This is a genomic window from Marinobacter alexandrii, assembly GCA_039984955.1.
Taxonomy (GTDB): Bacteria; Bacteroidota; Bacteroidia; order Cytophagales; family Cyclobacteriaceae; genus Ekhidna.
The window spans coordinates 1,264,025-1,289,895 of sequence record JBDWTN010000007.1 but is presented as its reverse complement, the minus strand read 5'-3'; the positions used below and the strand labels follow the sequence as shown (position 1 = coordinate 1,289,895).

General features: G+C 37.6%; 24 protein-coding genes. 12 read left to right on the top strand and 12 right to left on the bottom strand.

The features are described from left to right. Positions 1 to 118: 118 nt before the first annotated feature. From ABJQ32_11950 to ABJQ32_11940, 3 genes are all read right to left on the bottom strand, one after another. Positions 119 to 910: a hypothetical protein gene (locus ABJQ32_11950; protein ID MEP5290354.1), complete on the bottom strand. Its 792-nt coding sequence runs from the start codon at positions 908 to 910 to the stop codon at positions 119 to 121. Positions 911 to 979: 69 nt separating this feature from the next. Then, positions 980 to 1,738 (bottom strand): enoyl-CoA hydratase/isomerase family protein, encoded by a 759-nt coding sequence (locus tag ABJQ32_11945; GenBank protein MEP5290353.1) that lies wholly within the window; start codon positions 1,736 to 1,738, stop codon positions 980 to 982. A gap of 153 nt (positions 1,739 to 1,891) precedes the next feature. Further along, on the bottom strand, positions 1,892 to 2,167 hold the full coding sequence (locus ABJQ32_11940; GenBank protein ID MEP5290352.1) for a hypothetical protein: 276 nt from the start codon (positions 2,165 to 2,167) through the stop codon (positions 1,892 to 1,894). Between the two features lie 265 nt (positions 2,168 to 2,432). Here ABJQ32_11940 and ABJQ32_11935 point away from each other — a divergent pair, with 265 nt between their 5' ends. From ABJQ32_11935 to ABJQ32_11920, 4 genes are read left to right on the top strand one after another with little or no spacing between them, the layout of a single operon-like run. Further along, on the top strand, positions 2,433 to 2,945 hold the full coding sequence (locus ABJQ32_11935; GenBank protein MEP5290351.1) for a hypothetical protein: 513 nt from the start codon (positions 2,433 to 2,435) through the stop codon (positions 2,943 to 2,945). A gap of 3 nt (positions 2,946 to 2,948) precedes the next feature. Continuing rightward, positions 2,949 to 3,614, top strand: a complete 666-nt coding sequence (locus ABJQ32_11930; GenBank protein ID MEP5290350.1) for a hypothetical protein — start codon at positions 2,949 to 2,951, stop codon at positions 3,612 to 3,614. After that, on the top strand, positions 3,584 to 4,360 hold the full coding sequence (locus ABJQ32_11925) for a histidine kinase (GenBank protein MEP5290349.1): 777 nt from the start codon (positions 3,584 to 3,586) through the stop codon (positions 4,358 to 4,360). Before ABJQ32_11930 ends, ABJQ32_11925 begins: the two co-directional genes overlap by 31 nt. Before the next feature lie 7 nt (positions 4,361 to 4,367). After that, on the top strand, positions 4,368 to 5,048 hold the full coding sequence (locus tag ABJQ32_11920; GenBank protein ID MEP5290348.1) for a response regulator transcription factor: 681 nt from the start codon (positions 4,368 to 4,370) through the stop codon (positions 5,046 to 5,048). 8 nt (positions 5,049 to 5,056) lie between these two features. Here ABJQ32_11920 and paaZ read toward each other — a convergent pair whose 3' ends face one another. The 3 genes from paaZ to ABJQ32_11905 are packed head-to-tail and all read right to left on the bottom strand — an operon-like array spanning position 5,057 to position 8,403. Continuing rightward, positions 5,057 to 7,108 (bottom strand): phenylacetic acid degradation bifunctional protein PaaZ, encoded by a 2,052-nt coding sequence (gene paaZ / locus ABJQ32_11915; protein MEP5290347.1) that lies wholly within the window; start codon positions 7,106 to 7,108, stop codon positions 5,057 to 5,059. Between the two features lie 53 nt (positions 7,109 to 7,161). Continuing rightward, complete coding sequence (locus ABJQ32_11910; protein MEP5290346.1) at positions 7,162 to 7,794, bottom strand: deoxynucleoside kinase; 633 nt, start codon at positions 7,792 to 7,794, stop codon at positions 7,162 to 7,164. Between the two features lie 15 nt (positions 7,795 to 7,809). Beyond that, entirely contained in the window at positions 7,810 to 8,403 is a 594-nt protein-coding gene (locus tag ABJQ32_11905) for a transferase hexapeptide repeat family protein (GenBank protein ID MEP5290345.1), read from the bottom strand. Positions 8,404 to 8,520: 117 nt separating this feature from the next. Here ABJQ32_11905 and ABJQ32_11900 point away from each other — a divergent pair, with 117 nt between their 5' ends. Continuing rightward, a complete protein-coding gene (locus ABJQ32_11900) occupies positions 8,521 to 9,039 on the top strand; it encodes an outer membrane beta-barrel protein (protein ID MEP5290344.1) in 519 nt (172 codons plus the stop codon). A 46-nt stretch (positions 9,040 to 9,085) separates the two neighbouring features. Here the strand turns inward: ABJQ32_11900 and pcaF are convergent, their stop codons facing one another. Continuing rightward, on the bottom strand, positions 9,086 to 10,291 hold the full coding sequence (gene pcaF, locus ABJQ32_11895) for a 3-oxoadipyl-CoA thiolase (protein ID MEP5290343.1): 1,206 nt from the start codon (positions 10,289 to 10,291) through the stop codon (positions 9,086 to 9,088). A gap of 158 nt (positions 10,292 to 10,449) precedes the next feature. Between pcaF and carB the strand changes: the two genes are divergently transcribed. From carB to ABJQ32_11865, 6 genes are all read left to right on the top strand, one after another. Next, positions 10,450 to 13,266, top strand: a complete 2,817-nt coding sequence (gene carB / locus ABJQ32_11890; protein MEP5290342.1) for a carbamoyl-phosphate synthase large subunit — start codon at positions 10,450 to 10,452, stop codon at positions 13,264 to 13,266. 11 nt (positions 13,267 to 13,277) lie between these two features. Continuing rightward, positions 13,278 to 13,508: a hypothetical protein gene (locus ABJQ32_11885; GenBank protein ID MEP5290341.1), complete on the top strand. Its 231-nt coding sequence runs from the start codon at positions 13,278 to 13,280 to the stop codon at positions 13,506 to 13,508. Positions 13,509 to 13,564: 56 nt separating this feature from the next. Beyond that, positions 13,565 to 14,404 carry an acetyl-CoA carboxylase, carboxyltransferase subunit beta gene (gene accD, locus ABJQ32_11880; protein ID MEP5290340.1) on the top strand — a complete coding sequence of 280 codons (840 nt, stop codon included), beginning with the start codon at positions 13,565 to 13,567 and terminating at the stop codon, positions 14,402 to 14,404. Positions 14,405 to 14,530: 126 nt separating this feature from the next. Continuing rightward, a complete protein-coding gene (gene nqrF / locus ABJQ32_11875) occupies positions 14,531 to 15,826 on the top strand; it encodes an NADH:ubiquinone reductase (Na(+)-transporting) subunit F (protein MEP5290339.1) in 1,296 nt (431 codons plus the stop codon). A gap of 161 nt (positions 15,827 to 15,987) precedes the next feature. Next, positions 15,988 to 16,329 carry a hypothetical protein gene (locus ABJQ32_11870; GenBank protein MEP5290338.1) on the top strand — a complete coding sequence of 114 codons (342 nt, stop codon included), beginning with the start codon at positions 15,988 to 15,990 and terminating at the stop codon, positions 16,327 to 16,329. A gap of 66 nt (positions 16,330 to 16,395) precedes the next feature. Next, entirely contained in the window at positions 16,396 to 17,532 is a 1,137-nt protein-coding gene (locus ABJQ32_11865) for a formimidoylglutamase (GenBank protein MEP5290337.1), read from the top strand. On the opposite strand, the gene ABJQ32_11860 is transcribed toward ABJQ32_11865, so the two are convergent. From ABJQ32_11860 to ABJQ32_11845, 4 genes are all read right to left on the bottom strand, one after another. Next, entirely contained in the window at positions 17,529 to 17,717 is a 189-nt protein-coding gene (locus ABJQ32_11860; GenBank protein MEP5290336.1) for a PspC domain-containing protein, read from the bottom strand. The two genes, ABJQ32_11865 and ABJQ32_11860, sit on opposite strands and share 4 nt — an antisense overlap. 363 nt (positions 17,718 to 18,080) lie before the next feature. Then, a complete protein-coding gene (locus ABJQ32_11855) occupies positions 18,081 to 19,091 on the bottom strand; it encodes an ABC transporter ATP-binding protein (GenBank protein ID MEP5290335.1) in 1,011 nt (336 codons plus the stop codon). Further along, positions 19,088 to 20,662, bottom strand: a complete 1,575-nt coding sequence (locus tag ABJQ32_11850; protein MEP5290334.1) for an iron ABC transporter permease — start codon at positions 20,660 to 20,662, stop codon at positions 19,088 to 19,090. Before ABJQ32_11850 ends, ABJQ32_11855 begins: the two co-directional genes overlap by 4 nt. Next, positions 20,643 to 21,668 (bottom strand): Fe(3+) ABC transporter substrate-binding protein, encoded by a 1,026-nt coding sequence (locus tag ABJQ32_11845; GenBank protein ID MEP5290333.1) that lies wholly within the window; start codon positions 21,666 to 21,668, stop codon positions 20,643 to 20,645. Before ABJQ32_11845 ends, ABJQ32_11850 begins: the two co-directional genes overlap by 20 nt. 345 nt (positions 21,669 to 22,013) lie before the next feature. Here ABJQ32_11845 and ABJQ32_11840 point away from each other — a divergent pair, with 345 nt between their 5' ends. After that, positions 22,014 to 25,271: a PAS domain S-box protein gene (locus tag ABJQ32_11840; GenBank protein MEP5290332.1), complete on the top strand. Its 3,258-nt coding sequence runs from the start codon at positions 22,014 to 22,016 to the stop codon at positions 25,269 to 25,271. Here ABJQ32_11840 and ABJQ32_11835 read toward each other — a convergent pair. Beyond that, on the bottom strand, positions 25,255 to 25,851 hold the full coding sequence (locus ABJQ32_11835; protein ID MEP5290331.1) for a LuxR C-terminal-related transcriptional regulator: 597 nt from the start codon (positions 25,849 to 25,851) through the stop codon (positions 25,255 to 25,257). The genes ABJQ32_11840 and ABJQ32_11835 overlap by 17 nt on opposite strands. Positions 25,852 to 25,871: the final 20 nt, after the last annotated feature.

Genomic DNA, 25,871 nt, shown 5'->3' with positions numbered 1-25,871 from the left:
AAATAGCGGCTATTATTTCTGAAATTAATGCCCTAGAAAGCTCGCTTTAATTTTGAAGATTCCATTTGGAAATACATCAAACTGCTATAGGAAGGTAATAGCTATGCTATATTTTATGCTAATTTGGAATTGTATCGGACTCTACCTGAGTAGCTTTCCTATATAGTTCTCTTATTTCATCTTCAGTGAAGTCTTTGAAATATAGCTTGGCCATTTGCACGGCTTTTTCTTCACTATCCACAATTTCAATATTAGAATTCATAAAAGAGGCCTCAATCGTCTTCCTTTCCTCTAAGGACAATCGTTCATTGATGGTTTTTAAGGCTTCTTCTGAGATTTGTGCCACTCTGGCTAGATTATCACCTCTAATTGCAAAAAATCGAATGAAGAATTGAAAGTTCTCAAAGTTGTCTGCATTTCTGTTAAGTTTCTCAGCTCCCGACATGTCATCGTGTAATCTTCGATATTTCCTGGAAGTTTCCATGACAAGGCGATCTGTATGTTCCAGACTCTTAATTGAGTTATATAAGTTCTGAATTACATTAAAAAGCTGAAAATCAATTATGTCCGCATTTTCTAACTCCACAGCATACTTCACAATCTGATAGGAGTATTGTGGTTCAATGAAAATCCAGTCGGAGAAATCAATATATTGTTCGTTCCGCTCACTACTCTTCCATCTCTGTACGAGATTATTCGCGTATGAAGAGCGACCTGGAAATAGAATTCTAAATTCTTCCAATTCATATTTCAGCCCGGACAATACTTTCATTTGTTCGCGCTTATCTTTTTGATCATTGGCTGAACTTTGGATAAGAAAGGCTATGTAAACCCCCATTACTACAATAATCAGGTCTATTAATACCCAGATAAGTTTATTTTCTGCGTTGAAAAGCTTACGAAGAAACATGATTTAAATTCTTATTTGTCTAACATATAAAGCTAACAAATACTATTACATGATATTGATAAAGGGCCTCTATGAGGCTTTATTCTTAAACTTCTGAATAAAATTTTTGGTGAAATCAGATACAACAAGCTTGCCACTTGTTTCGGCTCTTTCAGCTAATAGCTCATCCCAATGCTCAGTTCCATTCCAGAATACTCTTTTGAGTTCTGCCATGGCTTCAGGATTGTAAGCAGCTAGTTTTTCAGCTAACTGATTCACCGCTTTATCTAATGCTTGTACATCGTCATATAATTTTCCAAACAATCCTTTCTGATGAGCCCATTTTGGATCATAAAACTCATCAGGGTTGATTCCCATTTGTGACATAGCGGAAAGTCCCATTTTTCGTTCAATAGCGGGTCCAACGACGAAAGGTCCAATTCCCAGAGCTAGCTCACTTAGTTTAATTGCTGAATGCTTGGATGCAAAACAATAATCTACAGATGCAGCCAGTCCAATTCCACCTCCTACAGCTTTGCCTTGTAATCTCCCAATAATAAACTTAGGTGCCTTACGCATCGCATTGATTACGTTGGCAAAACCCATAAAAAACTCTTTTCCATTTTCCGGACTGTCAATAGCAATAAGCTCATCGAAACTTGCTCCTGCGCAGAACGTACGGCTTCCACCACTTTTAAGGATGATGACCTTTATGTTCGGATCGTTTCCAGCTTGTGTAATGGTGTCAGCGAGTTTTTTCAGAATCTCCCCAGGAAGAGAGTTACTTTGCTCAGTAAAAAATTCGACGGTACCAATGCCGTTTTTAATGTCAAGATTTACGTAGTTCATAAAAGCAAAAATAGGAAGCTTCTGATTGGAATGACTCATAAAAAAAGAAAGCCCTCCAAAAAATGGAGAGCTTTGCCAACCAGCTTTCTTTGGACGTCACTCCAAAGAGTATAGAGATTATGAATGACGGTGTTATTTTATATCTATTGTCGTTTATGTAGGTATTCCCCCATGCTCAAAATCAATTGTCTGTCCTTCCAGACAAGCAAAATGATATGTTCCTCCTTTTCTTCGTATCTGTGCACCAAACTGTTTTGTATTTCCTAGGCATGGATCACCTCCCATGTAGGAATTAGTAATGGTTACCACACCATCATTTTGATTTATCAAACTCTGCAATATAGATTTTACATTTATTGCCAATCCATTATTTTCATTCCCATTTTTCAAGGCACCATACACGGCAAAATCAACAGTAATTCCAGACATAGTTTTTAAAGTTTGATTAAGCTTTTACTCTTAACAGGGTTTCAAAAACATTTACGACAATTATTTTCCCTGTTTTAGTAAAATTTTGTGATGTAAAGATGGGAGATGACCAGATTGACTACCAGAGGAGAATTGACCCTTTCCTGAAACGGGTATTTATACCTGTTTTTTTCTTTTGACCCGGTTAGAAGTACTTGAATTTCAACAGGTGACTCCTATAAAAGGTCAAAGAATGATTAGAATTGTTAAACCAAAAACTATAACTATGAAAAACCTATTAAGAGCATTTTTTTTAATGGTATTAATCTCATGTCAACCTCCTGCATCAAATGATGCTTCCGAAGAAGAGGCCTTTGAGGTCATTGATACGGCAACCTCTATGTATGCTGTTTCCCTAGAGTCTGCTGAAGAAAACATTGCGTATTATGATAAGCTTTCAAAAGAGGCTTTAGGAATTGATCCAATTCGTGCCTTTACAATTAGGTCGGTGGACTTTGCAGAAGCGGTTGGTCTACCAACCAAATATCTGAAAAAGGCGGAATATAGGCACCTAAGAATCTATATGGGGCTGGATAGTGCTACCATGCAGTTTAAAGTTTACTTGACTCCTGTAAAAGGGGCAAAACTTAGTGCAGACAAGCCAGGAAAAGATGTGATACTAACTGGACCTTATAAAGGGGGTGGTGATGGAATAGCTGATGGTGATGGGCCATATGTACTAGACTTCTCTAAACCTTGCCCAAGTGCATGTGATGGCGGCAGTCCGCTAAATGATTAATTAATGTTTGAAGAGATCACTAAAAATGTTATAGATTATTCAGATATTCCGGCGTATATCGTGGGTTTATATACGGTAATCATATACAAAAAATTACCAAGAGAAATGAAATATTTCTCTTGGTTCATTTTTGTGTCAGTGGCTGTTCAGTTGATCGCCTCAATAATTTATTATAAAGAGGGAAACAACTTACCAATACTTCACATTTATACAGTGGTAGGCTTCTTGTGTTTAATAAACTTCTACAATAAACTTTTTGATGGATTAATCAAGCCGACTCTTTTGTGGGCTTTGGGAATAATCTTTGTGATTTATTCAGTGATTAATTCTATTTTCATTCAAGACATTTATACATTCAATTCGTATGCATTAAGTGTACAGGCAGTTTTTATAATCATTTTCTCGTTGACGACTTTTGGTTTTTTAATGAACGAAATAGTAAGAGAAAAGAGAGTGTATATCATTAAAAGTTTAAGCTGGATTAATGCGGGCCTTTTTATTTATTATTCCTCAAGCCTGCTCGTGTTCTACTTTGGAAATATGATCAATAGCCTCTCGTGGACTCCATTAATTAGATATACTTGGTTCATCTACGCATTATTTTCAATAATTATGTACATCTGCTTCTTTATTGGACTATGGAAACGACCCAGGAACTTAACTTCTTAAGTGTTTTATTACCACTCATAGTAGTGGTTTTTATCATTGCTTTGGGTGTGCTTCTATTAAATCAACATTTTCAAAGAAACTTGTACCGTCAGAGACTTGAGCGTGAGGAATTGCGGAACAAGCATCAAAAAGATATTTTGCAATCAAACATTGAGATTCAAGAATCTGAGCGTAAACGAATCGCAAAAGATCTGCACGATGAACTGGGAGCTACCTTATCCATAGCCAGGATGCACCTAATGCGGCTTGAACAGATGCACCCTTCTTTAGAATCAAAAGGACTCTCGCTAAGTAACGTTAGGAATATTATTGAGTCTTCTATTTCGTCTGTTCGGCAGATTAGCCATCATTTGATGCCCACTCAACTCGAAACTTTTGGCTTAATCAGAGCGCTCGAAAGCATGGTAGATCAGATTAATGACTCTAAGCAAGTGGAGATTGATCTAAACATACCTTCTAGCTCAACCAAGCTTTCCTGGGAGAAGGAGTTGGGTCTCTACAGAATTTTCATGGAGCTAATTCAGAATACATTAAAACATTCTCAGGCCAAAAGAATTGAGATAAGCTATAGAGAAGAAAAGAAAGATGTTTTTATTGAATACAATGATGATGGTATTGGTTTGCCAAAAGAGACAGTAAATGGACTTGGCTTAAAAAGCATGGAGGCTAGGATAAAGGCAATAGGAGGAGGTTTAGAACTTATCAGAGGAAAAGGATTTACTGCTCATTTAATTGTACCAATTTAAGCGAATCATGCAGGATAAAATAAATATCGGACTTGTTGAGGATCAATTCCTTTTTAGGGAAGGCATGAAAGCAATTCTTTCATCCTATGATGAATTTGAAGTCATTTTCGAATCTGAGGATGGTTTTTCTGTATTGGATAAATTGTCCAATAGCGAGGTAGTGCCTGATGTACTGCTAGTAGATCTTTCTCTTCCGCAGAAGGGGGATGAGAGCTTTGATGGTATTGCTGTAACTGACGCTGTAGTAGAAAACTTTCCTGAGATTAAAATTTTGATTTTATCTGTTCATGATGATGATGCATTTGTAGCTGAATTAATAGAGCGGGGAGCACACGGTTATCTAGTTAAAGATTCAGATCCAAGCGAAGTAACTGAGGCCATAAAAGCAGTCTACACCAAAGGTTCATACATTAATCAGAAAACTTTGTTGGCGATTCAGAAAAAAATGAATCAGAAACATAAGCCCAAGTTTAGAAAGGACGAGGATGTGCCGCTAACAAAAAGAGAGATTGATGTTCTGCGTTTGGTCTGTCAACAAAAAACGACTGGAGAAATAGCTGAAGAACTGTTCATAAGTTCTAAAACGGTAGATGGCCACCGAAATAACCTGCTACAAAAAACTCATTCGAGAAATGTAGCAGGTCTGGTTTTGTATGCGATTAAGAAAAATCTGATTGAGTCTTCTTAGTTTAGCTTTTAGGATTGATCTTTCTTCTTAATCATCGTCAAAATAGTAGCAATAGCTACGGTTTCGCCAGTTTCGTCATAGACATCCACTAAGAACTTTACAATTCCTTTTGCGATATCATCTTTCTTCTCTTGGTCTACTTTTTCTTTAACAGAGCACCTGACACCTATAGTCATACCTGGGTAAACAGGTTTGGTAAATCGGCATTCTTCTAAACCATAATTGAGAAGAACTGGGCCCTTCTTAGCCTGGACAAATAAACCTGCTGCGGCCGATAAAATAAAATAACCATGGGCCACACGCCCTTCGAAAGTGGTGCCTTCCAAAGATGTTTCATCGGTATGTGCGTAGAAATGATCCCAACTTACGTTAGCAAAAGTGACAATATCACCTTCTGTTATTGTACGCTTAGCTGTTACAACGGTATCTCCAATTTCAATTTCTTCAAAGTACTTGGAGAATGGATGTTTTTCAGTGTCTTTGTATTCTCCACCATACTGATATTGCTGAGTAATCTCAGTGAGTGTAGTAGGAGACCCTTGAATAGCGGTACGCTGTAGATAATGCATCACGCCACGTTTTCCACCCATTTCTTCCCCGCCTCCAGCACGTCCAGGGCCACCATGTACCAGCATTGGCATGGGAGAGCCATGACCAGTTGATTCCTTAGCACAAGCTTCATTTAATACCAATATTCGCCCATGATGAGTTGCGGCCCCTACTACATATTCTGTTGCTATTTTATTGTCACCAGTAGTGATGGAAGAGCAAAGCGATCCCCTGCCTTTCTTTGAAATGGCGATCGCTTCATCCATTGTTTTGTATGGCAGGATTGTACTCACAGGACCAAAAGCCTCAACGTTGTGCACTTCCTCAGTTTCAAGTGGATTTTGATTGATAAACAAAAGCGGTGACATAAATGCTCCTTTCTTCCAGTCTGCTCCCATAGCCTCCCCTTTATTTTCTAATGAGCCATACACCAATTCTGAAGTTTTGGCCAGTTCTGCGACACGCTTCGTCACTTCTTCCAATTGCTCCTTTCCTGCAAGTGCACCCATTCGCACACCTTCCTCATTTGGATCACCTATGGTCGTTTTTTCAAAGGCTTTCCCTAAAGCTATCTGCACATCTTCTACCAACTTTTCAGGAACAATAATTCTTCTTACTGCCGTGCATTTTTGTCCACATTTAACAGTGATCTCTTTTCGTACTTCTTTGATAAATAAATCAAATTCTGGTGTTCCAGGAACCGCGTCTTCTCCCAATACTGCACAATTCAGAGAGTCAGCTTCGAGATTAAATGGAACAGAGTTTTCAACTATCTGAGGAAGCGTTTTGAGCTTTTTACCTGTTTCGAAAGAACCTGTGAAAGTCACAACATCATTCATATCTACATGATCGAGAATGCCATTTCCAAACCCAGCAACTAGCTGCAAAGCACCTTCTGGTAATATGCCCGAGTCAATTATTTCTTTTACCATTACTTCCGTCAGATAGCATGTTTGCTCTGCGGGTTTAATAATACATGGCATACCTGCAAGCCAGTTCACAGCGGCCTTTTCTAGCATCCCCCAAATAGGAAAATTAAATGCATTAATATGTACTGCTACTCCTTCCTTTGGTACCATGATGTGATGGCCCACGAATGTTCCTTCTTTTGACAGCCCTACCATATCCCCATCAACGTGATAAGGTAAGTCAGGGAATTGCCTTCTAAGGCTGGCGTTTGAAAATACATTTCCAATACCTCCTTCAATATCGATCCAACTGTCAATTCTGGTTGCACCGGTGGCTTTACTTACTTCGTAAAATTTTTCTTTAACCTCCATTAAGTGGAATGCAAGAGCTTTAAGCATTAAGCCTCTCTCTTGAAAAGTCATTTTTCTTAAAATAGGATTTCCAATATTTCTAGCATGATCATATGCGTCTTTGAAATCAATGTCTTTGATAGTATGAGTAGCATAAGGATCGCCTGTAATTGCATGATGAAGAACCTCTCCGTCTCCAGAACCTTCCATCCATTGTCCAGCTATGTAATGTTTTATTTTGGGTATTGCCATATTGATTGATTCTTAAGATTCTATTGTAAAGTTAACGGATATAAAAAGTGCATTTAACTAAACAACCCATGAAGTTCAGTGTCGATTTTAAAAACAATATTTGAAAAATCCTCAGTGTTTTTAACAAAGTCAATTTCACTAACATCAATGATTAGCAACTTTCCGACTTCATAGTTTGCTATCCAATCTTCATAATGCTGATTGAGTCCCTTGAGGTACTCAATACGAATAAGGTTTTCATAATCCCTCCCTCTTGTTTCGATGTTTTTAACAAGTTTGCTGATATCTGATTTGAGATAGATAAGTAAGTCAGGAGGTTTAATAAATTCAATCATTGAATCAAATAGCGCTCGATAATTTTTATAATCACGTTCCTTGAAAAAACCTTGTTTGTAAAGACTTTGTGCAAAAATGTATGCATCCTCATAAATAGTTCGATCTTGAATAATAGTTCGATCACCAGAGCGTAGTTTGCTAATCTGTTCGAAGCGGCTGTTGAGAAAATATATTTGTAAGTGGAAAGCCCACTTGTGCATATCTCCATAGAAGTCTTCCAAATAAGGATTGTCATCCACAGATTCAAATTCTGCTTGCCAGCCATAGTGCTTTGCCAGCATTTCTGTAAGAGTGGTTTTCCCTGCTCCGATATTCCCTGAAACAGCAATGTGCATATTCTTGTCCTTCATGCTCATGAGGGATAGCTATTTTTTTGTTTCATCCCATGTTTTATAGGCTGCTGTAGCTGTTGATCTATTGGTCTCCACGACCCTCAAAGGCTCACATTCCTTGAGCGTATCAAAACACTCATTAGGTAATTGTTGATATAATTTGGTGCCCTCTGTCTTCCAGGCTATCATTTCATCACTTACTTCTTTTACCTTCTTAGCTGGATTTCCAACAATCAAACTTCTTTTTTCAAAAATCGCGTTTGCCTTAACAAAGGTAAGAGCACCAATAATACTTTCATCCCCTATTTCAGCATTATCCATGATTACTGCATTCATTCCTACGAGAACATTTTTTCCAATCTGAGCACCATGGATAATAGCACCATGCCCAATATGGGCTCCCTTTTGTAAGGTCACAGTGATCCCGGGAAACATATGGACTGTGCAATTTTCTTGGATATTGCATCCATCTTTAATTACGATGCAACCCCAATCTCCTCGTATAGCGGCCCCAGGGCCAACATATACATCCTTACCGATGATTACATCTCCAGTGACTGCAGCCAAGGGATGTATAAAGGCAGTTTCATCTATGACAGGTTTTAGGTTATTGAATTCGTAGATCATATTAATGGATTCTTACACAAAGAAATGGTTGTAGGTCTAAATAACAATGTCCAGTTGCAATTAATCAACTGATAACTGTATCATTGTGACTAGATATTTAACCAAATAAATAAAAAGATGAAAAAATTATTACTAAGTATTTGTTTAGTTGCTGTAATAGGATTTACGGCCAATGCACAATTTCATGTTGAACTTGGACTGAACGCAAATCTTCCACAAGGTGATTTTGCAGATGCTTATAAACTAGGCGTTGGAGTCTATGTTGAGCCAAAATATGCCTTCAATGAAAATATTGACCTAGGACTTTATATTGGAAGTAATGGTTTTGCGGGGGAAGATATATCTGGTGGTGGTTCTGTTGAAGCCACTGCAATTGTTCCTGTTTTAGCTACAGGTACATACAGGTTTTCCACAAACAATGTAACACCATATGCAGGGCTAGGACTTGGCATGTACTTTATAGCAGCAGCTGAAATAGATGGCACTGAAGTAGGTGAAGCTGAATCTGAGTTTGGGTTTGCTCCACGAGCGGGTGTTTATGTAGGCAGACTAAACCTTGGTGCTGCTTATAACATTGTTAAGGATGCTAACTATGTTCAGATTAATCTTGGTTTCAGAATCTTGAGTAGAGATTAAAAGACTTACCATAGAAATGAATTAAAGCCGTGTTTCACGGCTTTTTTTATGATCTTTCTAGAATTACCGCATACCCTTGACCAACCCCTATACACATCGTACAGAGCGCATATTGTTTTCCGGTCTTTTGTAATTGTAAAGAAGCTGAATGAGTAATTCTTGCCCCTGTCATTCCAAGTGGATGACCGATAGCGATAGCGCCTCCATTGGGGTTAATTCTTTCATCATTATCAGCTAGACCTAAGGATCGAGTGCAAGCTAAAGATTGAGCGGCAAACGCTTCGTTTAACTCGATAATGTCCATTTGATCAAGAGAAAGACCAGCTTTCTTAAGGGCTTTTTTAGAGGCCTCAACCGGACCGATACCCATAATTCTCGGCTCTACACCCACAACAGCTGATGACACTATTCTGGCAAGAGGTTTTAAATCATGATTTTTGACAGCATACTCAGAGCTAACAAGGACAGCAGCGGCCCCATCATTTAGCCCAGACGAATTACCGGCAGTCACTGACCCGTCTTTTTTGAAGGCAGCCCTTAGCTTACCTAAAATTTCCAATGAAGTAGAAGGCTTTACAAATTCGTCTTTATCAAAGATGATTGGGTCCGCTTTGCGTTGAGGTATCTCGACTCTCATAATCTCCTCGGCTAGCCGACCATTTTTTTGAGCTTCTGTGGCTTTCACTTGCGACCAATAGGCGAATGCGTCTTGATCCTTTCGGCTTATCTTATGAATTTCAACCAGGTTTTCAGCAGTATTACCCATGCCATCGGTACCATAGAGTTCTTCCATCTTTGGGTTGATAAATCTCCACCCAAAGCTTGAGTCATACATTTTGGCATCTGTACCAAAAGGGCGAGAGGATTTCGAGATAACCCACGGACCTCTGGTCATGTTTTCTACACCTCCAGAAATGAATAGGTCACCATCTCCTGCTTTTATAGCTCTATTCGCATGAATAATTGCAGACATACCCGAAGCACACAATCTATTCACAGTCTCTCCCGGAATAGAAAACGGTAGTCCGCCCAAAAGAAGTGACATTCTAGCCACATTCCGATTGTCTTCGCCAGCTTGATTTGCACATCCCATAATTACCTCATCGATTGATGAGGGCTCTAATGAAGCATTCCTTGCCATGAGTTCTTTTATGACTAAAGCGCCAAGGTCATCAGTCCTCACGGCTGATAGTGTGCCTCCGAAATTTCCTATCGGAGTTCTAATGCCATCAATAATGTATGCTTCTTTCATGGATTTAGGATTAATGTTTCACAAATATTGAATCTTAAAGCTTACCTACCAATTAACCCAAATACTATTTAAGAAATTCCTTTGTGGCCCATCGTTCATACTTTAATTTTGTCGGAATTTGTTTTAACCTGATTAACTAACAGGAATACATTCATCCTATGCCTAAAAACCCAAACATCAAATCAATCTTAATCATCGGAAGCGGACCTATTATTATAGGCCAAGCATGCGAATTTGATTATTCTGGATCTCAAGCTTCCCGTTCATTGCGAGAAGAAGGAATAGAAGTTACATTGATCAATTCGAATCCGGCTACCATCATGACGGATCCGGTTACTGCAGACAATGTTTATCTAAAACCTCTGAATAAACAATCAATTCGTGAGATTCTTGAAGCGCATCCACAAATTGATGCAGTCTTGCCAACAATGGGCGGGCAGACAGCTCTTAACTTGGCAATAGATTGTGATAAAGCTGGAATATGGGAGAAATATAATGTAGCAATGATTGGGGTGAATATTGACGCCATTGAAACTACAGAAGATCGGGAGAAATTTCGTCACAAAATGATTGAGCTGGGCGTAGGTGTCTGTGAAGGAGAGACAGCAACTTCATTCTTAAAAGGAAAAGAAATTGCTCAGAGAATAGGATTTCCGTTGGTGATTCGACCATCCTACACACTTGGAGGATATGGTGGAGGTTTCGTAAATACTCCGGAGGAATTTGATAATGCATTAAATGCAGGCCTTCAAGCTTCACCAATTCATGAAGTGCTTGTTGAACAAAGCATTTTGGGTTGGAAAGAATACGAACTTGAGCTTCTCAGAGATAATCTCGGCAATATCATCATCATCTGTTCTATCGAGAATTTTGATCCAATGGGAGTGCATACAGGTGATTCGATTACTGTTGCTCCAGCAATGACCCTTTCAGATACGGTGTATCAGCACATGAGAGATCTGGCTAAGAAAATGATGAATGGAATCGGTCATTTTGCGGGTGGATGTAACGTTCAATTCTCAGTTAATCCAGATACAGAGGATATTATCGGAATAGAAATTAACCCTAGAGTATCAAGGTCGTCTGCCTTAGCATCAAAAGCCACAGGCTACCCAATAGCAAAAATTGCTGCTAAGCTTGCTATTGGCTACAACTTAGATGAATTAAAAAATCAAATTACGCAAACAACTTCTGCTTTCTTCGAGCCAGCGATCGATTATACTATCGTCAAAGTTCCTAGATGGAACTTTGATAAGTTCAAAGGATCTGACAGAAAGCTAGGTCTACAGATGAAGTCTGTTGGAGAGGCGATGGGCATTGGGAGAAATTTTCAAGAAGCCCTTCAAAAAGCATGTCAATCTCTAGAAATAAAAAGAAATGGTCTTGGAGCTGATGGTCGTGAATTAAAAGATCAGGCGGCTATTCTTCACAGCCTTGAGCACCCAAGTTGGAATAGATTATTCCATATCTATGATGCTTTCAAGCTAGGGATTCCATTTAAAACGATACACAAGCTTTCCAAGATTGATCCATGGTTCCTAAACCAAATTGAAGAATTAATAACGCTCGAGAAAGAAATTGGGAAGTTTACGATTGAAAACATAACTAAAGAGCTTCTGATGGAAGCTAAACAGAAAGGATATGCAGATCGGCAGATTGCACATCTTCTGGGATGCCTGGAGAGCGAAGTTTACACAAAGAGAAATGATTTAGGCGTTAAGAGAGTTTATAAGCTGGTAGATACATGTGCTGCAGAGTTTGAAGCGCAAACACCATACTACTACTCCACTTTTGAAGAAGAAAATGAGTCTCAGGTTTCAGATAAGAAAAAAATTATCGTTCTAGGTTCTGGCCCCAATAGAATAGGGCAAGGAATTGAATTTGATTACTCCTGTGTACATGGTGTGTTAGCGGCTAAAGAATGCGGTTATGAAACCATCATGATTAACTGTAATCCTGAAACCGTTTCAACAGATTTTGATGTAGCCGACAAGCTATATTTCGAACCAGTATTCTGGGAGCATATTTATGATATCATACTTCATGAAAAACCAGAGGGTGTAATTGTTCAGCTTGGTGGTCAGACAGCCCTAAAGCTTGCTGAAAAACTCGAACGATACGGAATTAAAATTTTAGGGACTAGTTATGAAGCACTTGACTTAGCAGAAGCCAGAGGTCGATTTTCAGATTTGCTAAAAGAACAAAACATCCCATACCCTCTTTATGGAACGATTGAAAATGCAGAAGAGGCAGTAGAGCTTTCAAAAAAGTTGGGCTTTCCATTGCTGGTAAGACCAAGTTATGTGCTCGGAGGTCAGAGCATGAAGATCGTAATTAACGAAACGGAATTAGAACACCATGTTGTTGATATTTTGAATGATAAACCTGATGGGGAAATACTTCTTGATCACTTTCTGGAAGGAGCAATTGAAGCGGAGGCAGATGCAATATGTGATGGGGAAAATGTGTATATCATTGGAATAATGCAGCACATCGAGCCTGCTGGAATTCATTCAGGAGATTCATATGCAGTTCTCCCACCTTTCAACCTTGGAGATTTTGTAATCAGACAGATCGAAGATTACACCAAGAAAATAGCAGTTGCATTGAGAACGGTTGGGCTTATCAATATCCAATTTGCTATAAAGGATGATAAAGTTTACATCATTGAAGCGAACCCAAGAGCGTCGCGTACAGTGCCATTCATTTGCAAAGCCTATAGGGAACCTTATGTTAATTATGCTACCAAGGTGATGTTGGGAGAGAATAAGGTAACTGATTTTGACTTCAAGCCCTATAAAAAGGGATACGCAATTAAGGAGCCAGTCTTCTCATTCCATAAATTCCCGAATGTAAATAAAGAACTAGGTCCAGAAATGAAATCTACGGGAGAAGCTATCTACTTTATAGATGACTTGATGGACGATTATTTTATGGAAATTTACAATGAACGAAACTTGTATTTAAGTCGATAAGTTTAATAGGCATGCTTAAGATATTAATCATATTAGTCCTCATTGGGTACGTATTTTACAAGATTACTTCTTTCATCTTTTCAGGGATGTTTCGTGGTTTTACAAGGAATCAAGAGTTTTCTCAACGATCTTATAAAACGAGAAACAGGAATGTGAATGTTGATCCAACTTCCACCAGGCAATCTAAAAAAACCGAAGGTTTTTCAGGAGGTGAGTACATTGATTACGAAGAAGTGAAGTAATCATGTCAGACTATAAGGATTCATTCGTAGTTTTGCCCCTCTTTTAATCTCAATCTATGGCGTGGTTTAAGCGACAAGACAAAGGAATACTCACAAAAACCGAAGACAAAAAGGAAGTTCCTGACGGACTGTGGTACAAAACACCTAGTGGAAGTATCATTCACATGAGGGAGTTGAAAAATAACTCTTACGTGTGTCCAGATGATGACTATCATGTTCGAATCGGTTCAAAAGAGTATTTCGAAATATTGTTTGATAATAATAAGTTTATTGAACTTGATGAAGATCTCTCCTCGGGAGATCCATTAAAGTTTATAGACACTAAAAAATATCCAGATCGAATCAAGGCAACTCAAAAGAAAACAGATCTTAAAGACGCTGTTAGAAGTGCTACAGGTAAGATGAATGGAGCAAATATTGTGGTTGCATGCATGGATTTCTCATTTATTGGAGGATCAATGGGATCTGTAGTTGGAGAGAAGATTGCTAGGGCGATAGATTATTCTTTGAAAAAGAAGATACCATTCTTGATGATTTCAAAATCAGGAGGTGCCCGGATGATGGAAGCAGGCTTTTCATTGATGCAAATGGCCAAAACTTCTGCAAAGTTGGCTCTACTTTCTGAGGCTAAAATTCCGTACATTTCTTTACTTACTGATCCTACAACTGGTGGCGTGACAGCATCTTATGCGATGTTGGGTGACTTTAATATTGCAGAACCAGGAGCTTTGATTGGTTTTGCGGGACCAAGAGTCATTAGAGAAACAATCGGTAAAGATCTACCCAAGGGCTTTCAAAGTGCTGAGTTTGTCTTGGATCATGGATTTTTGGATTTTATCGTCGACAGACGACAGCTTAAATCTCGACTCACTATGTTGTTAAAAATGCTGGATTGATCTAACATTTTGGATAATCAGCTTGTTAGTGAAATCAGATAGAAAAAAAGGTTAGTAATCTCAGGCAATATCGAATATCAGATCAGCTATATTTGCCGTGTTTTTTAAATAAAAGCTTTTAGACATATGTCTTCAATTGTTGTTACTTCAATCATAGCCTTCACAGTTTTAATCCTTTTACTGGTATTGATTCTGTTACTGGCACAGTCAAAACTGGTTCAATCGGGACCTGTGAAAATTATCGTAAACGGAGATGCTGAAAATGCCATGGTTACTCAGGCGGGATCCACTCTGCTTTCTACGCTATCCCAAAAAAGCGTATTCCTGCCATCCGCTTGCGGAGGAGGTGGAACTTGTGCGATGTGTAAATGCACAGTAGTTGAAGGAGGGGGTGATGTTCTGCCAACAGAAGTTGGTCACTTAAGTAGATCAGAGCAGAAAGAAAACGTCAGATTAGCATGTCAAGTCAAGGTAAAGAATGACATGAAAATCGAAATTCCGGAAGAAATATTTGGAATTAAGAAATGGGAAGCGACAGTTGTGAGAAATTGGAATGTGGCTTCATTTATTAAAGAATTTGTAGTGGAGCTGCCAGAAGAGATGGATTATGAGGCTGGAGGTTATATTCAAATTGAAGTACCCAAATGTGAGGTAGATTTCAAAGACATGGAAATCAAGGCTCACCCTGAAGAGCATGATGATCCGGACAAATTCCAAATGGAGTGGGATAAATTCGGTCTATGGGATTTAAAAATGAAGAACGACGAAACCATCGAGAGGGCTTACTCCATGGCTTCTTATCCTGCTGAGGGACGCGAAATAATGCTTAACGTACGTATAGCAACTCCACCGTGGGATAGAGCAAAGAATGGCTGGATGAACGTAAATCCTGGAATTGCTTCTTCTTATATATTCGGGTTAAAACCAGGTGATAAAGTAACTATCTCTGGACCTTACGGTGAATTTTTTATTAACCCATCAGATGCAGAAATGCTTTACGTTGGAGGAGGGGCTGGAATGGCTCCAATGAGGTCTCATCTTTATCACTTATTCAAAACACTTAAGTCGGGTAGAAAAGTAAGTTACTGGTATGGCGGAAGATCAAAACGAGAACTTTTTTATCTAGAGCATTTCTACGACCTTGAGAGAAACTTCCCTAATTTCCAATTTCATGTTGTTCTTTCAGAGCCGTTAGAAGAAGATAATTGGACAGCTAAAAACAGTATGGAAGATAAAGGTGATGGTTTTACTGGCTTTGTGCATCAGGCTGTAATTGATCATTATCTAAGTAAGCATGACAATCCTGAAGAAATAGAACTTTATTTCTGTGGACCTCCATTGATGAATCAAGCTGTTCAAAAAATGGGAGAAGATTTTGGTATCCCGGATGAGAATATCAGATTTGATGATTTTGGAGGGTAGATTCAACCAAAAATATAATTTGAAGCCTTGCTACTAGCAAGGCTTTTTTGTTGATACGTGATTTTCGTAAAAATCCGAATTCAGTGATTTACTCCTGTATTTAGCTTGACTGAAATCTAAGTTTGAGTTGTAATTAGTAGCAATTAAAACATTAAATAGTCATGCCAAAATTTATTCTAATCCTCATCATTGCTTTTCTGGCAGATGCAGAAATGCTTAAATCAGAATCTAGTGTTCCTCAAAATCTAGCTAGTATAGTCTACTCTGAAAAAGTACTTGAGTATGAAAGTGGACAACCTGTTTTCTCAAAGGATGTAAGAGCAACCCTTATGCGAAAATCTAATCAAGACGGAGTTCGAGTTATGATTAATGATTCTCTAGATATAACCCTAGAATCAGAGATTATTGAACTCTATGAACTTGTAAAGTTCACTGAAGGAACTTACACAATCGTTGTAGAGACGGGCAATGAAACGGAAACATTTGGTTTTACAATAAGATAAACGAACCTGAGCATTAAAAAGCCCACAGAGATGTGAGGCTTTTTTGTTTCTAGCTAAATTAGCTGAATGGATCTAAAACTTTTCTTTGACCCCATCGATATCGATGTGGATAAAGCTCCAGCTTCTTTTCAGTCATCTATTTATGTTAACCGACATAAAATGCCGGATCATGAGGGTTTAGATATTGCTTTGATTGGGTTATGTGAGTACAGAGGAGCAAGCGAAGAGGCTGATCTAAAGTCAGCAGATGAAGTACGAAAACAATTATATGTTTTAAAGAAAGGTTTTGGGGATTATGGTGTTATTGATTTAGGTAATTTCAGAAATGGTCCAACATTGGAGGATACATATCTAAGGTTGAAAGAAGTCTGCGGTTATTTGATGGAAAAGAGTATCATTCCTGTTCTTTTTGGAGGTTCTCATGACTTGGATTTAGGCCAATACTATGCCTACGAATCAAGCGATAAACTGATTTCCATTTTGGGAATTGATAACCAAATGGATTTTGATGATGAAAATCCTTCACTTGGACACGTTAGTGAAATTTTAAAACATAGCCCTAATTATCTTTTTAGCTATTATCACTTAGCTTATCAAAGCTATCTAACCGAGCAAAAGTCAATTGAGCTAATTGAGAAATTGTCCTTTGAAGCGGTTCGATTAGGTGTGGTAAAAGAAAATATCAAAGATATTGAGCCAATAGTTCGAGATGCCGATATGATGTCATTTGATCTTTCAGCACTTCAGGCTTTTTATGCTCCTGGAGCAAGCAACTCAAAAGTTTACGGACTTACGGGTGAAGAGGCATGTCAGCTATGTTGGTATGCAGGTCAGAATGAAAAAATGAGCTCCATTGGCTTGTATAATTATGATGCTTTCAGAGATTCATCAGATCGCAAAACTGCCTTTGTTTTGAGTACCATGATTTGGTATTTCATTGAGGGATTTTATCACCGAAAAGGAGATAAAAATTTCAAATCTAATGATTACTTAATGTATGAAGTCCATCTTGGAGGTGATCCCGAAACTATAAGATTCTATAAAAGTAAATTATCCGAAAGATGGTGGATGGAAGTACCCAATCCTGAATCTGAAGGTCTATTTAATCGTAATAGAATGGTTGCTTGTAATTATAGTGACTATGATTTAGCCTTAAAAGGTGAATTGCCCGATAGATGGATGAATTTCTTCAATAAGGTTTAATACCTTGGCGGGATGACAATCCAAAGGATGATATAAATAAGTATTCCTGGGAAAGCGACACTTACAATAGATAGAACGAGATAGGCAATCCTCACCAAAGTAGGATCCCAATCAAGATATTTCGCAATTCCTGCACATACCCCTCCCAACATTCGTTCATTAGATCTAAACAGTCTCTTTGCCATTTCCATTATTCTTTACTTTAAAGATGAGATTTTTTTAATGAAACTATCAAAACTGATCTTACCTATTTGTTCAATAATGGTTTTGGGAGCGGATTGTTCAACACTTGTTGGCGTTGTTGGCGCACTTAATAAATCAGTAGAATACATTGACTGAGCATTTAACGTAAGTAAACACGCTAGCAGAATTCCTAACAGAATTAGCAAAGTACGATTGAATTTAATATTTGGTCGGTTGGTTGCCATTTGCTAAATATATTACAATGACTATGCCAAATAGTATAACTATCTGATATTTAGTTAATTATAATTTAGTGGAAAAATACTATTGTACAAATATGAACGGCTAGCAAAACAGAATGAACACTACTTAAAAATCTGAATTTTTTCTTCAGGCACTTTTAAATAGATAAAATCATTGACTTGAATCGAACACCTTTCAGTTTCCAAACTGATTGATTCGTCATTGTTTGTGTTACCAATTTTCAAAACATCATGTGGTCCCTTAAACTCTTTCTTCAATACCTTTCCTGACAAGTTATAGTCATTTTTAGAGCCTATCTGAATATTTTCGGGCCTTACGAATAATTGAAAAGTATCTATTCTATCATTATCAATTTTAAGATTCCCAAAGGATGTCTTGACAAGATCTTCAGATGATTTTTCACCATTTAGGATAACGCTTGCTCCAAAAAAATCTGACACGTAAGGAGAAATAGGGTTTTTATATACATCCGATGGTGTGCCTGTTTGTTGAATTTCACCATGACGCATGACAACCAATTTATCAGCAATTAAAAAGGCATCCGATGCTTGATGGCTGACAAGAATGGTGGTAATATGAAGCGACCTTAATAGGTCAAATATTTCTTCTCTTATCTTAGTTTTTAGCAGCTCATCCAGACTGCTAAATGGTTCGTCCAGAATGAGAAGTTGGGGCTTTATAGCAAGAGCTCTGGCAAGAGCTACTCGTTGTTGTTGTCCACCAGAAAGTTCATGAGGAAATCTGGCATCCAGACCTGTAAGTCCTGTCATACTCAAGAGCTCTTCCAATCTTTTAGGAGTTCTCTCTTTTTGAGTAATTGCATAAAAAATATTCTCCTTGACTGAAAGGTGCGGAAATAACGAAAGGTTTTGAAAGACAAATCCAAATTTGCGTTTTTCTGGACTCAAATCTGTAATGTCCTTACCATTTAATACAATAGAGCCTTGGTCTGGTGTTTCAAGTCCGGAAATGATACGTAGCAATGTGCTTTTACCACAGCCGCTTTCCCCTGTTAGTGAGAGAATTTCTCCTTTATCAACTTCAATAGATACATCATTTAGAACTTGATTTGTCTGAAAGGCTTTACTGATATGATTGACTTTAAGATTCAATTGCGATGTAGAATTTTATTTAAATAATATACAGGTACTGCGCTAACAAAAATAATAAGCAAGCTGGATGAAGCAGCTCTGGGGGCCATTTCATCTTTCGCATATTGGAAGGCATCTGTAGCTAACGTTTCAAAGTTAAACGGTCGAAGGATCAGAGTTAGAGGAAGCTCCTTGGTGACATCCACAAAAACCATAATTAAAGAACCTAGAATTACAGGTTTAAGGATAGGAATATGGATTTTCAAAAAATTTCTTAGTGAATTGCTACCTAGCGAAGTAGCCGCATCATCAAACTGCTTAGGTATTTTGTCAAGTCCAGATTCTATGGATCCATATCCTACAGCAAAAAAGCGCACTAAATAACCAAAAATTAGTGCATAAACTCCAGCATAGATTAGTTCTGGATTTATAAGGATGATCAGAGCGACGATCCCCACTGCAATGACTGCTCCTGGCATTGCATAGCCTAGGAATGGTAATTTTGAAACTGTTCGACGAAAACCTTTTTTATTGACTAGCCGAAACGAATAACTTAACACTAATCCTGAACAGACGATTAGAATGCTTGATATACTTCCTAAAAGAGAAGTGTTTGCAACAAGATTTATCAGCTGCTTCCATATATCAGGAGAATAGGCGATGGTGAACCACCAAATTAGCTGGGCAACAGGTATGATGAAACCAAGAAATATGGGGATTAAACAAATACCAAGCATAACCCATTTTTTTCTGGGAATTAGCTTGCTGAATACTTGTTCTGATTTATCATGAGTTACTCTTTTGTTCCTGTTTGCCAGGAATTCTATTACCAATAGAATCAAAACAAATATGAGAACAATTAGTGAAAGAAATATGGAAGTGGATAGATCACCTAGCGCAAGCCAAGAGCGAAAAATGCCGGAAGTGAATGTAGGAATACCGAAATAAGACACAACACCATAGTCATTTAATACTTCCATGATTACCAGAATAAGTCCGGCGAAAATTGCCGGCCATGCTAAAGGAAATACTACTTTTCTGAATGTTATCCCCATAGACTGACCCAATGATCTTGAAACCTCTATCAGAGAAGTTGATTGGAGCAAAAATGCAGACCTAGAGGTAACATACACATATGGATAAAGAACAAAGCTCATGACGAATATGGCTCCAAAGTGATTCATAATATCTATATATAAATCATTCCCTGTCCATCTCAAGAAGATTCGAATAGGTCCAGCGTAATCAGTTAATCCAACATACGCAATTGCATTGATAAATGTGGGAATTGCAAGAGGCAGAATTAATATCCACTCCAATTGTTTTCGAAATGGAAATTCATACACAGTGACAAACCATGCTGTGGTTACACCTAGCGTAAGTGTCAATGCAGAGATACCTAAAACTAGTATGGACGTATTCCATAAGTAAAGAGGCAGAAGGTTACGAACAATATGCAATAGGTTGGAAGAATCCAACGTAAAAGAACGACTCGCTACAATTAACAATGGTAGCAATAGTGCTCCAAGAATGATGTTTGAAGCGAGTCGCCAATAGAAATGTTTTGGGCGCCTAATTCCAGCCGGCTTCATCAAAGATTTTTATCGCCTCTTCTAATAGTTCAGGCTTGGTAGCATATTCCAGATCATCAATTTTAAAATCGCCCCAGGCAGCAACGGTTGATGCAGGTAATACATTCTTATGAACTGGGTATTCGAAGGATGTTTCGGCATAAAATTTTTGAATTTCTTCACTGGTCAAGAACTCAATAAATTGAATTGCATTTGCCTTATTTGGAGCATATTTAGTAACTCCTATACCACTAATGTTAATATGACCTCCGCGACCATCTTGATTGGGAAAGTATATACCCACACTTTCTCCAGCTTTTACCTCTTCTGGGTTTTCAGAGTTTAGTAAGAGTCCTAAATAGTAGGTATTTACAACTGCCAGATCGCCTAAACCAGAAGCTATGGCTTTAATCTGATCTCTATCACCACCTTTTGGTTCACGAGCCATATTACTAACGATACCTTTTGCCCACTCTTTTGCTATATCTGATCCATTTTCATGAATGATTGAAGAAAGCAGAGACTGATTATATGAACTGCCTGAAGACCTGATAAGAATACGATCATTCCATTTTTCATTTGCTAAATCTTCATAAGTTGAAAGTTCAGAGATATCTACATCAGCTTTATCATATGCAATAACCCTTGCACGATAGGTCATAGCATACCAATAATTTTCAGGGTCTATAAAACCGTCTTTATTGCTTGTTGTTGCTTCAACAGATTGAAGCAGGCCCTTCGATTTTGCTCTATTTAATTTAGCAGCATCTACAGTAATAAGAACATCGGCAGGAGAGCTTTCTCCTTCAATTTCCAACCTGGAGATCAATTCATCTGCACCCGCTTTTACCAAATTTATTTTAATACCAGTTTCTTTTGTAAACCTTTCAAAAGCTAGCTTATCTGCATCATAATGTCTGTGTGAATAGACATTTAGAACCTGTTCTTGAGAGGAACTATCTTCATTCTTTTTAGCTCCAGAACAAGCAACCGTCAATACAAGTAATAAAAGCTTTATGTATTTCATATGATTTCTTTTAGGCAAATGTAATTATTTAGAATCAATCTAAATAGAGTTTTTAGACATAAAAAAAGGTACCCCTCCCGAGGCACCAAATCACCTAATCACACTGCTGAACGCATTGTATCTTTAAAAAATGAGAAGTTACTTTCGTAACCTCTCCACATATCATCATACACCTGTTTGATATGTTTTATCTTCTACAAAGAGACATTTATCTAAGTCGTGATTAGCTTGGTGGATATTAGGAATTTAGTTTAGTTAAAATGCCTAGTCAAAAATTGATTTGAAGAAAGCTCCTAATCTTCATCATATTTCTAATAATTTTAAATTCTACTTCTTACCGGCTTAGTGAACTCACCAGTTGATATATCTCATAAGAATGTACTTGAAAGTATGCCATTTGGTATTATTCAGGTTGATCTCTCTGGTATAGTTATCTATGCGAACAAGTCAGCATTTTCTATGCTGGGAATTTCAGATAAAAGCCAATTGCAGGGAATTCATTATCAAAGTTTTCATTTAACACAGTTTGATAAAGAATATAATCCTATCGATAGCGAAAATCATGCACTCTATCAGGTGCTCAATTACGAGAAGGTGGTCACCTCCAAAGTACATGGGGCAAAAATTGATGGTACCAATAAATGGTTTTCCATTAATGCAGCTCCGATCTATGACGATGAAAATAAATTGATTGGAGGTGTTTCAAATTTTGCTGATATCACTAAAGAAGTTGAAGAAGATAGAGCTCGCAGGCAAGAAGAAGATCGCTACAAAATTCTTGTTGAGAATATCAACGCAGTAGTATGGGAAAGCACTATGGGTTCTGTGTCATTTACTTACATCAGTCCTAAAGTGACTGAGTTATTTGGCTATGATCGTACGGCTTGGCTCCAAGATGGATTTTGGCAGTCTATCCTCCATGAAGAGGATAAGGAAAGAGTTTTGAGTTATGAAAAGCTAAAAACCAGAGATGTTGATGACTATCAACTTGAATATCGGCTAATACATAATAATGGTAAAGTCATTTGGGTTCGAGATATGGTGGAGGTGGTTAAAGTTAATGGGAAACCTGAAAGGTTGAGAGGATTGATGCTGGATGTAACAGAACAAAAGCAATCCAGAATACAATTGAGAGAGAGCGAAAAGAGATATAGGCAGATGATTTCTGAAGCTCCATATGGTATTTCTATTTATGATAGAAAAGGAACTTTAATAGCAACCAATCAAAAATCAGCAGAATTTTGGAACATTGATTTAGATGACTACATCGGCACATTCAATTTGTTGGAAGATAATATTTTGAATGTCCCTCCTTACTCTAGACGAATTGCCGAGGCTTTTAATGGAATTGTAGGAGAGACAACAGCAAAAATCCCACTACCAGAAGGTGATGGATTGTTAAAATGGTTTCGTATCAAATACTATCCATTACATGATTCAAAAGGCGATCTGGATAACGTGGTTTTCATTTCAGAAGATATTACAGAATACATTGAATCAAAAGAAAAAACTGAGCGAGAGGAGTTTTTGAAGCAAGGAATTCTGGATGCGCTAAATGAGGCCCTGTTGGTGGTGGATGAAAATGGAATAATCATCAATATCAATAAAAGTCTTTCGGCGTATATCAATACTCAACCTTACAATGAACTGAAAATTGGTGAGTCCGTATTCGATTTCATGGAATACTTTGGGGAAGTTGATTATTTAAAAGAAGGTCTGAAAGCGGTTCTCAATCAAGAAATGAGAGCTCTGGATCATGAAATGAAATTGGCTGATGACAAGTGGTACAATTTAAAGGTAACACCGTTGAATGAGCCATTTGGGGCCGTAATAGCATGGCAAAATATTAATACTCGAAAAGAAATTGAAATAGCGCTAGAAAAGTCATTGAAAAAGTATCGAAATATCTATAACAAGGCCCCTGTTATGATGCATTCGATCAATGATAAACAAGAAATAATAAGTGTAAGTGATTTTTGGTTGGAGAAGATGGGGTATGAAAGAAACGAAGTAATTGGTAAGTCGCCAGTAGATTTTTTGGTGAAAGATTCAAAGGGTAAGATCGCAAAAAATATGAGGCAACTCTTCAAAGAGGGATTTGTACGAAATGCTGAATACGGATATAAAAAGAAGTCTGGACAGGTAATGGATGTGTTACTTTCCGCAGTAGCAGAATATGATGAAGATGGAAATTTCGAAAGATCTATCACTGGAATGCTTGACGTAAGTGATCTTAAGATTGCTGAAAGAAAATTGCAAGAGAGCCAATTCAAACTTTTGGAATCTCAAAGAATTTCGAAAATGGCTAATTATGAGTACAACATTGCCTCTGGGGATTTTATTCCTTCGGAGGAAATGGTTTCCATGATGGGCTTTTCCAAAGGCCAACTAAACATATCTATTGTACATAAGCTTATACACCCAGAGGATATTCAAGAGTTTACGACAAAGCTTGAGAAGTCAATCAAGGAGTCGAAGGATTTTTTCCATATCTATCGGATTAAACATCTGAAAACGAAGAAAAATAAGTGGATTTCCGGAAGAGGTACGATAATTAAAGAAAGAGGCTCTGTCGTAAAAATGATTGGGACTGTTCAGGACATAACAGAGCAAAAAACTGCGGAGCAAAAAATTAAGCGTTTAACGGATCGGATACTCTTAGCGACCGAGATAGCTAATCTGGGGGTTTGGGAGTATGATAGAGAGAGTGATGAGATTTTTTGGGAAGATCAGATGTATTCCATCTTTTCAGATTGTAAAGAACCCATACCTCTTACGGAATTAAAAAAGTATTTTATCAACGAGGATGAAAAGGTTCTCAATGATTCACTTCGTGTGATAAGAAAGGGAATAAACTTTCTTGAATCTGAAATGAAAATCAAGGTTGGAGATGAAATCAAATATCTGCGAGCTTTTACAAGGGTCTTAAGAAATCATAATGATAAACTTAGAGGGATGGTTGGTGTTATCTATGATATAACACCAGACAAAAAACTTCAGGTGGACTTAGAATCATCTCTTGAAGAGAAAAATGTACTCATCAAAGAGGTTCATCATAGAGTCAAAAATAATATGCAATTGATTTCGTCAATTTTAGCTTTGAAGTCTTATGATTTGGATGATGATAAATCCAAAGGAATCTTTGAAGAGGTGAATGATCGAATCAAAGCTATGTCTGTTATTCATGATAAGCTATATACATTCTATAATGTTTCAGAAATCAATATTGGAGAATACTTAAATAACATCGCCAGTGAATTGCAGATACTTCATGGAGCAAGTGGTGTTTCAATAGAGGTTAAGTCCGCACAGGTTATTATGGACGTAGAGAAAGCATTATTGATAGGATTGATGGTTAGTGAAATGGTGTCTAATGCCGTCAAGCATAGTTTTAAAAAAGAGCAGAACGGAAGAATAAGAATTCATCTAGTCAAGTTAGGGGAGGAGAATATTCTTAAAGTATTAAATGATGGTTCTCGCATTGAAAAGGATGTGTTGAATAGCAATACGGGTTTGGGGATTTCACTAATTAGGACCTTTGTTAAGCAACTGAATGGAAAAGTAGAGCCGGATAATGAGAACGGCTTCAGAGTATATTTTTAAAATCTGCAGAATAACTCATAAGAGTTTGAATGAGTCCACTCGTGGTTTTCGATCCTATTTTTCGTATAATATTCCCCTTATGTGCATTTACTGTACGAACACTCAGGTCAAGCTTTTTAGCAATATCTTCATTGGTGAAATCTCCCATCATCAAGCGGAGAATTTCAATCTCTCTATCGGTTAGAGAAGAAATTTTTTCCGTCATTTCATTTGCCTTACTTGAAAACAACATCCCTATCATAGTTTCATTATAATAGATATCATTTTCAATAGCTGCCTGCAAAGTTTTTAAAATATCTTCAGCTTCCATAGATAAAGCGATAATTCCATTTATATCATATCTGGAAGTATACTGCATAAGAAGAGGAAGCTTAGTGTATGCAAATAAAAGTGTCGGAATCTCTAATATGTATTTTTTTGTTTCATCTGGAGAGATTGTTTCAGTGTCTAGAATCAGCAAATCAATTTCATTTGAAAATTCAAGGGCCAGCGAAAATGTTTTTGGGCATATCTCATCCAAAAGAAGAAATAAATAATTACTTAGCGAAGTATTTTTTGAAACGATGAAAACCTCTTTCATAAATCAGTCTTTTCCGAGCA

Excerpts from the sequence above, each read along its gene's own strand:
- ABJQ32_11950 (MEP5290354.1), bottom strand. The coding sequence starts at position 910 with ATGTTTCTTCGTAAGCTTTTCAACGCAGAAAATAAACTTATCTGGGTA.
- ABJQ32_11945 (MEP5290353.1), bottom strand. The coding sequence starts at position 1,738 with ATGAACTACGTAAATCTTGACATTAAAAACGGCATTGGTACCGTCGAA.
- ABJQ32_11940 (MEP5290352.1), bottom strand. The coding sequence starts at position 2,167 with ATGTCTGGAATTACTGTTGATTTTGCCGTGTATGGTGCCTTGAAAAAT.
- ABJQ32_11935 (MEP5290351.1), top strand. The coding sequence starts at position 2,433 with ATGAAAAACCTATTAAGAGCATTTTTTTTAATGGTATTAATCTCATGT.
- ABJQ32_11930 (MEP5290350.1), top strand. The coding sequence starts at position 2,949 with ATGTTTGAAGAGATCACTAAAAATGTTATAGATTATTCAGATATTCCG.
- ABJQ32_11925 (MEP5290349.1), top strand. The coding sequence starts at position 3,584 with ATGGAAACGACCCAGGAACTTAACTTCTTAAGTGTTTTATTACCACTC.
- ABJQ32_11920 (MEP5290348.1), top strand. The coding sequence starts at position 4,368 with ATGCAGGATAAAATAAATATCGGACTTGTTGAGGATCAATTCCTTTTT.
- paaZ (MEP5290347.1), bottom strand. The coding sequence starts at position 7,108 with ATGGCAATACCCAAAATAAAACATTACATAGCTGGACAATGGATGGAA.
- ABJQ32_11910 (MEP5290346.1), bottom strand. The coding sequence starts at position 7,794 with ATGAAGGACAAGAATATGCACATTGCTGTTTCAGGGAATATCGGAGCA.
- ABJQ32_11905 (MEP5290345.1), bottom strand. The coding sequence starts at position 8,403 with ATGATCTACGAATTCAATAACCTAAAACCTGTCATAGATGAAACTGCC.
- ABJQ32_11900 (MEP5290344.1), top strand. The coding sequence starts at position 8,521 with ATGAAAAAATTATTACTAAGTATTTGTTTAGTTGCTGTAATAGGATTT.
- pcaF (MEP5290343.1), bottom strand. The coding sequence starts at position 10,291 with ATGAAAGAAGCATACATTATTGATGGCATTAGAACTCCGATAGGAAAT.
- carB (MEP5290342.1), top strand. The coding sequence starts at position 10,450 with ATGCCTAAAAACCCAAACATCAAATCAATCTTAATCATCGGAAGCGGA.
- ABJQ32_11885 (MEP5290341.1), top strand. The coding sequence starts at position 13,278 with ATGCTTAAGATATTAATCATATTAGTCCTCATTGGGTACGTATTTTAC.
- accD (MEP5290340.1), top strand. The coding sequence starts at position 13,565 with ATGGCGTGGTTTAAGCGACAAGACAAAGGAATACTCACAAAAACCGAA.
- nqrF (MEP5290339.1), top strand. The coding sequence starts at position 14,531 with ATGTCTTCAATTGTTGTTACTTCAATCATAGCCTTCACAGTTTTAATC.
- ABJQ32_11870 (MEP5290338.1), top strand. The coding sequence starts at position 15,988 with ATGCCAAAATTTATTCTAATCCTCATCATTGCTTTTCTGGCAGATGCA.
- ABJQ32_11865 (MEP5290337.1), top strand. The coding sequence starts at position 16,396 with ATGGATCTAAAACTTTTCTTTGACCCCATCGATATCGATGTGGATAAA.
- ABJQ32_11860 (MEP5290336.1), bottom strand. The coding sequence starts at position 17,717 with ATGGCAAAGAGACTGTTTAGATCTAATGAACGAATGTTGGGAGGGGTA.
- ABJQ32_11850 (MEP5290334.1), bottom strand. The coding sequence starts at position 20,662 with ATGAAGCCGGCTGGAATTAGGCGCCCAAAACATTTCTATTGGCGACTC.
- ABJQ32_11845 (MEP5290333.1), bottom strand. The coding sequence starts at position 21,668 with ATGAAATACATAAAGCTTTTATTACTTGTATTGACGGTTGCTTGTTCT.
- ABJQ32_11835 (MEP5290331.1), bottom strand. The coding sequence starts at position 25,851 with ATGAAAGAGGTTTTCATCGTTTCAAAAAATACTTCGCTAAGTAATTAT.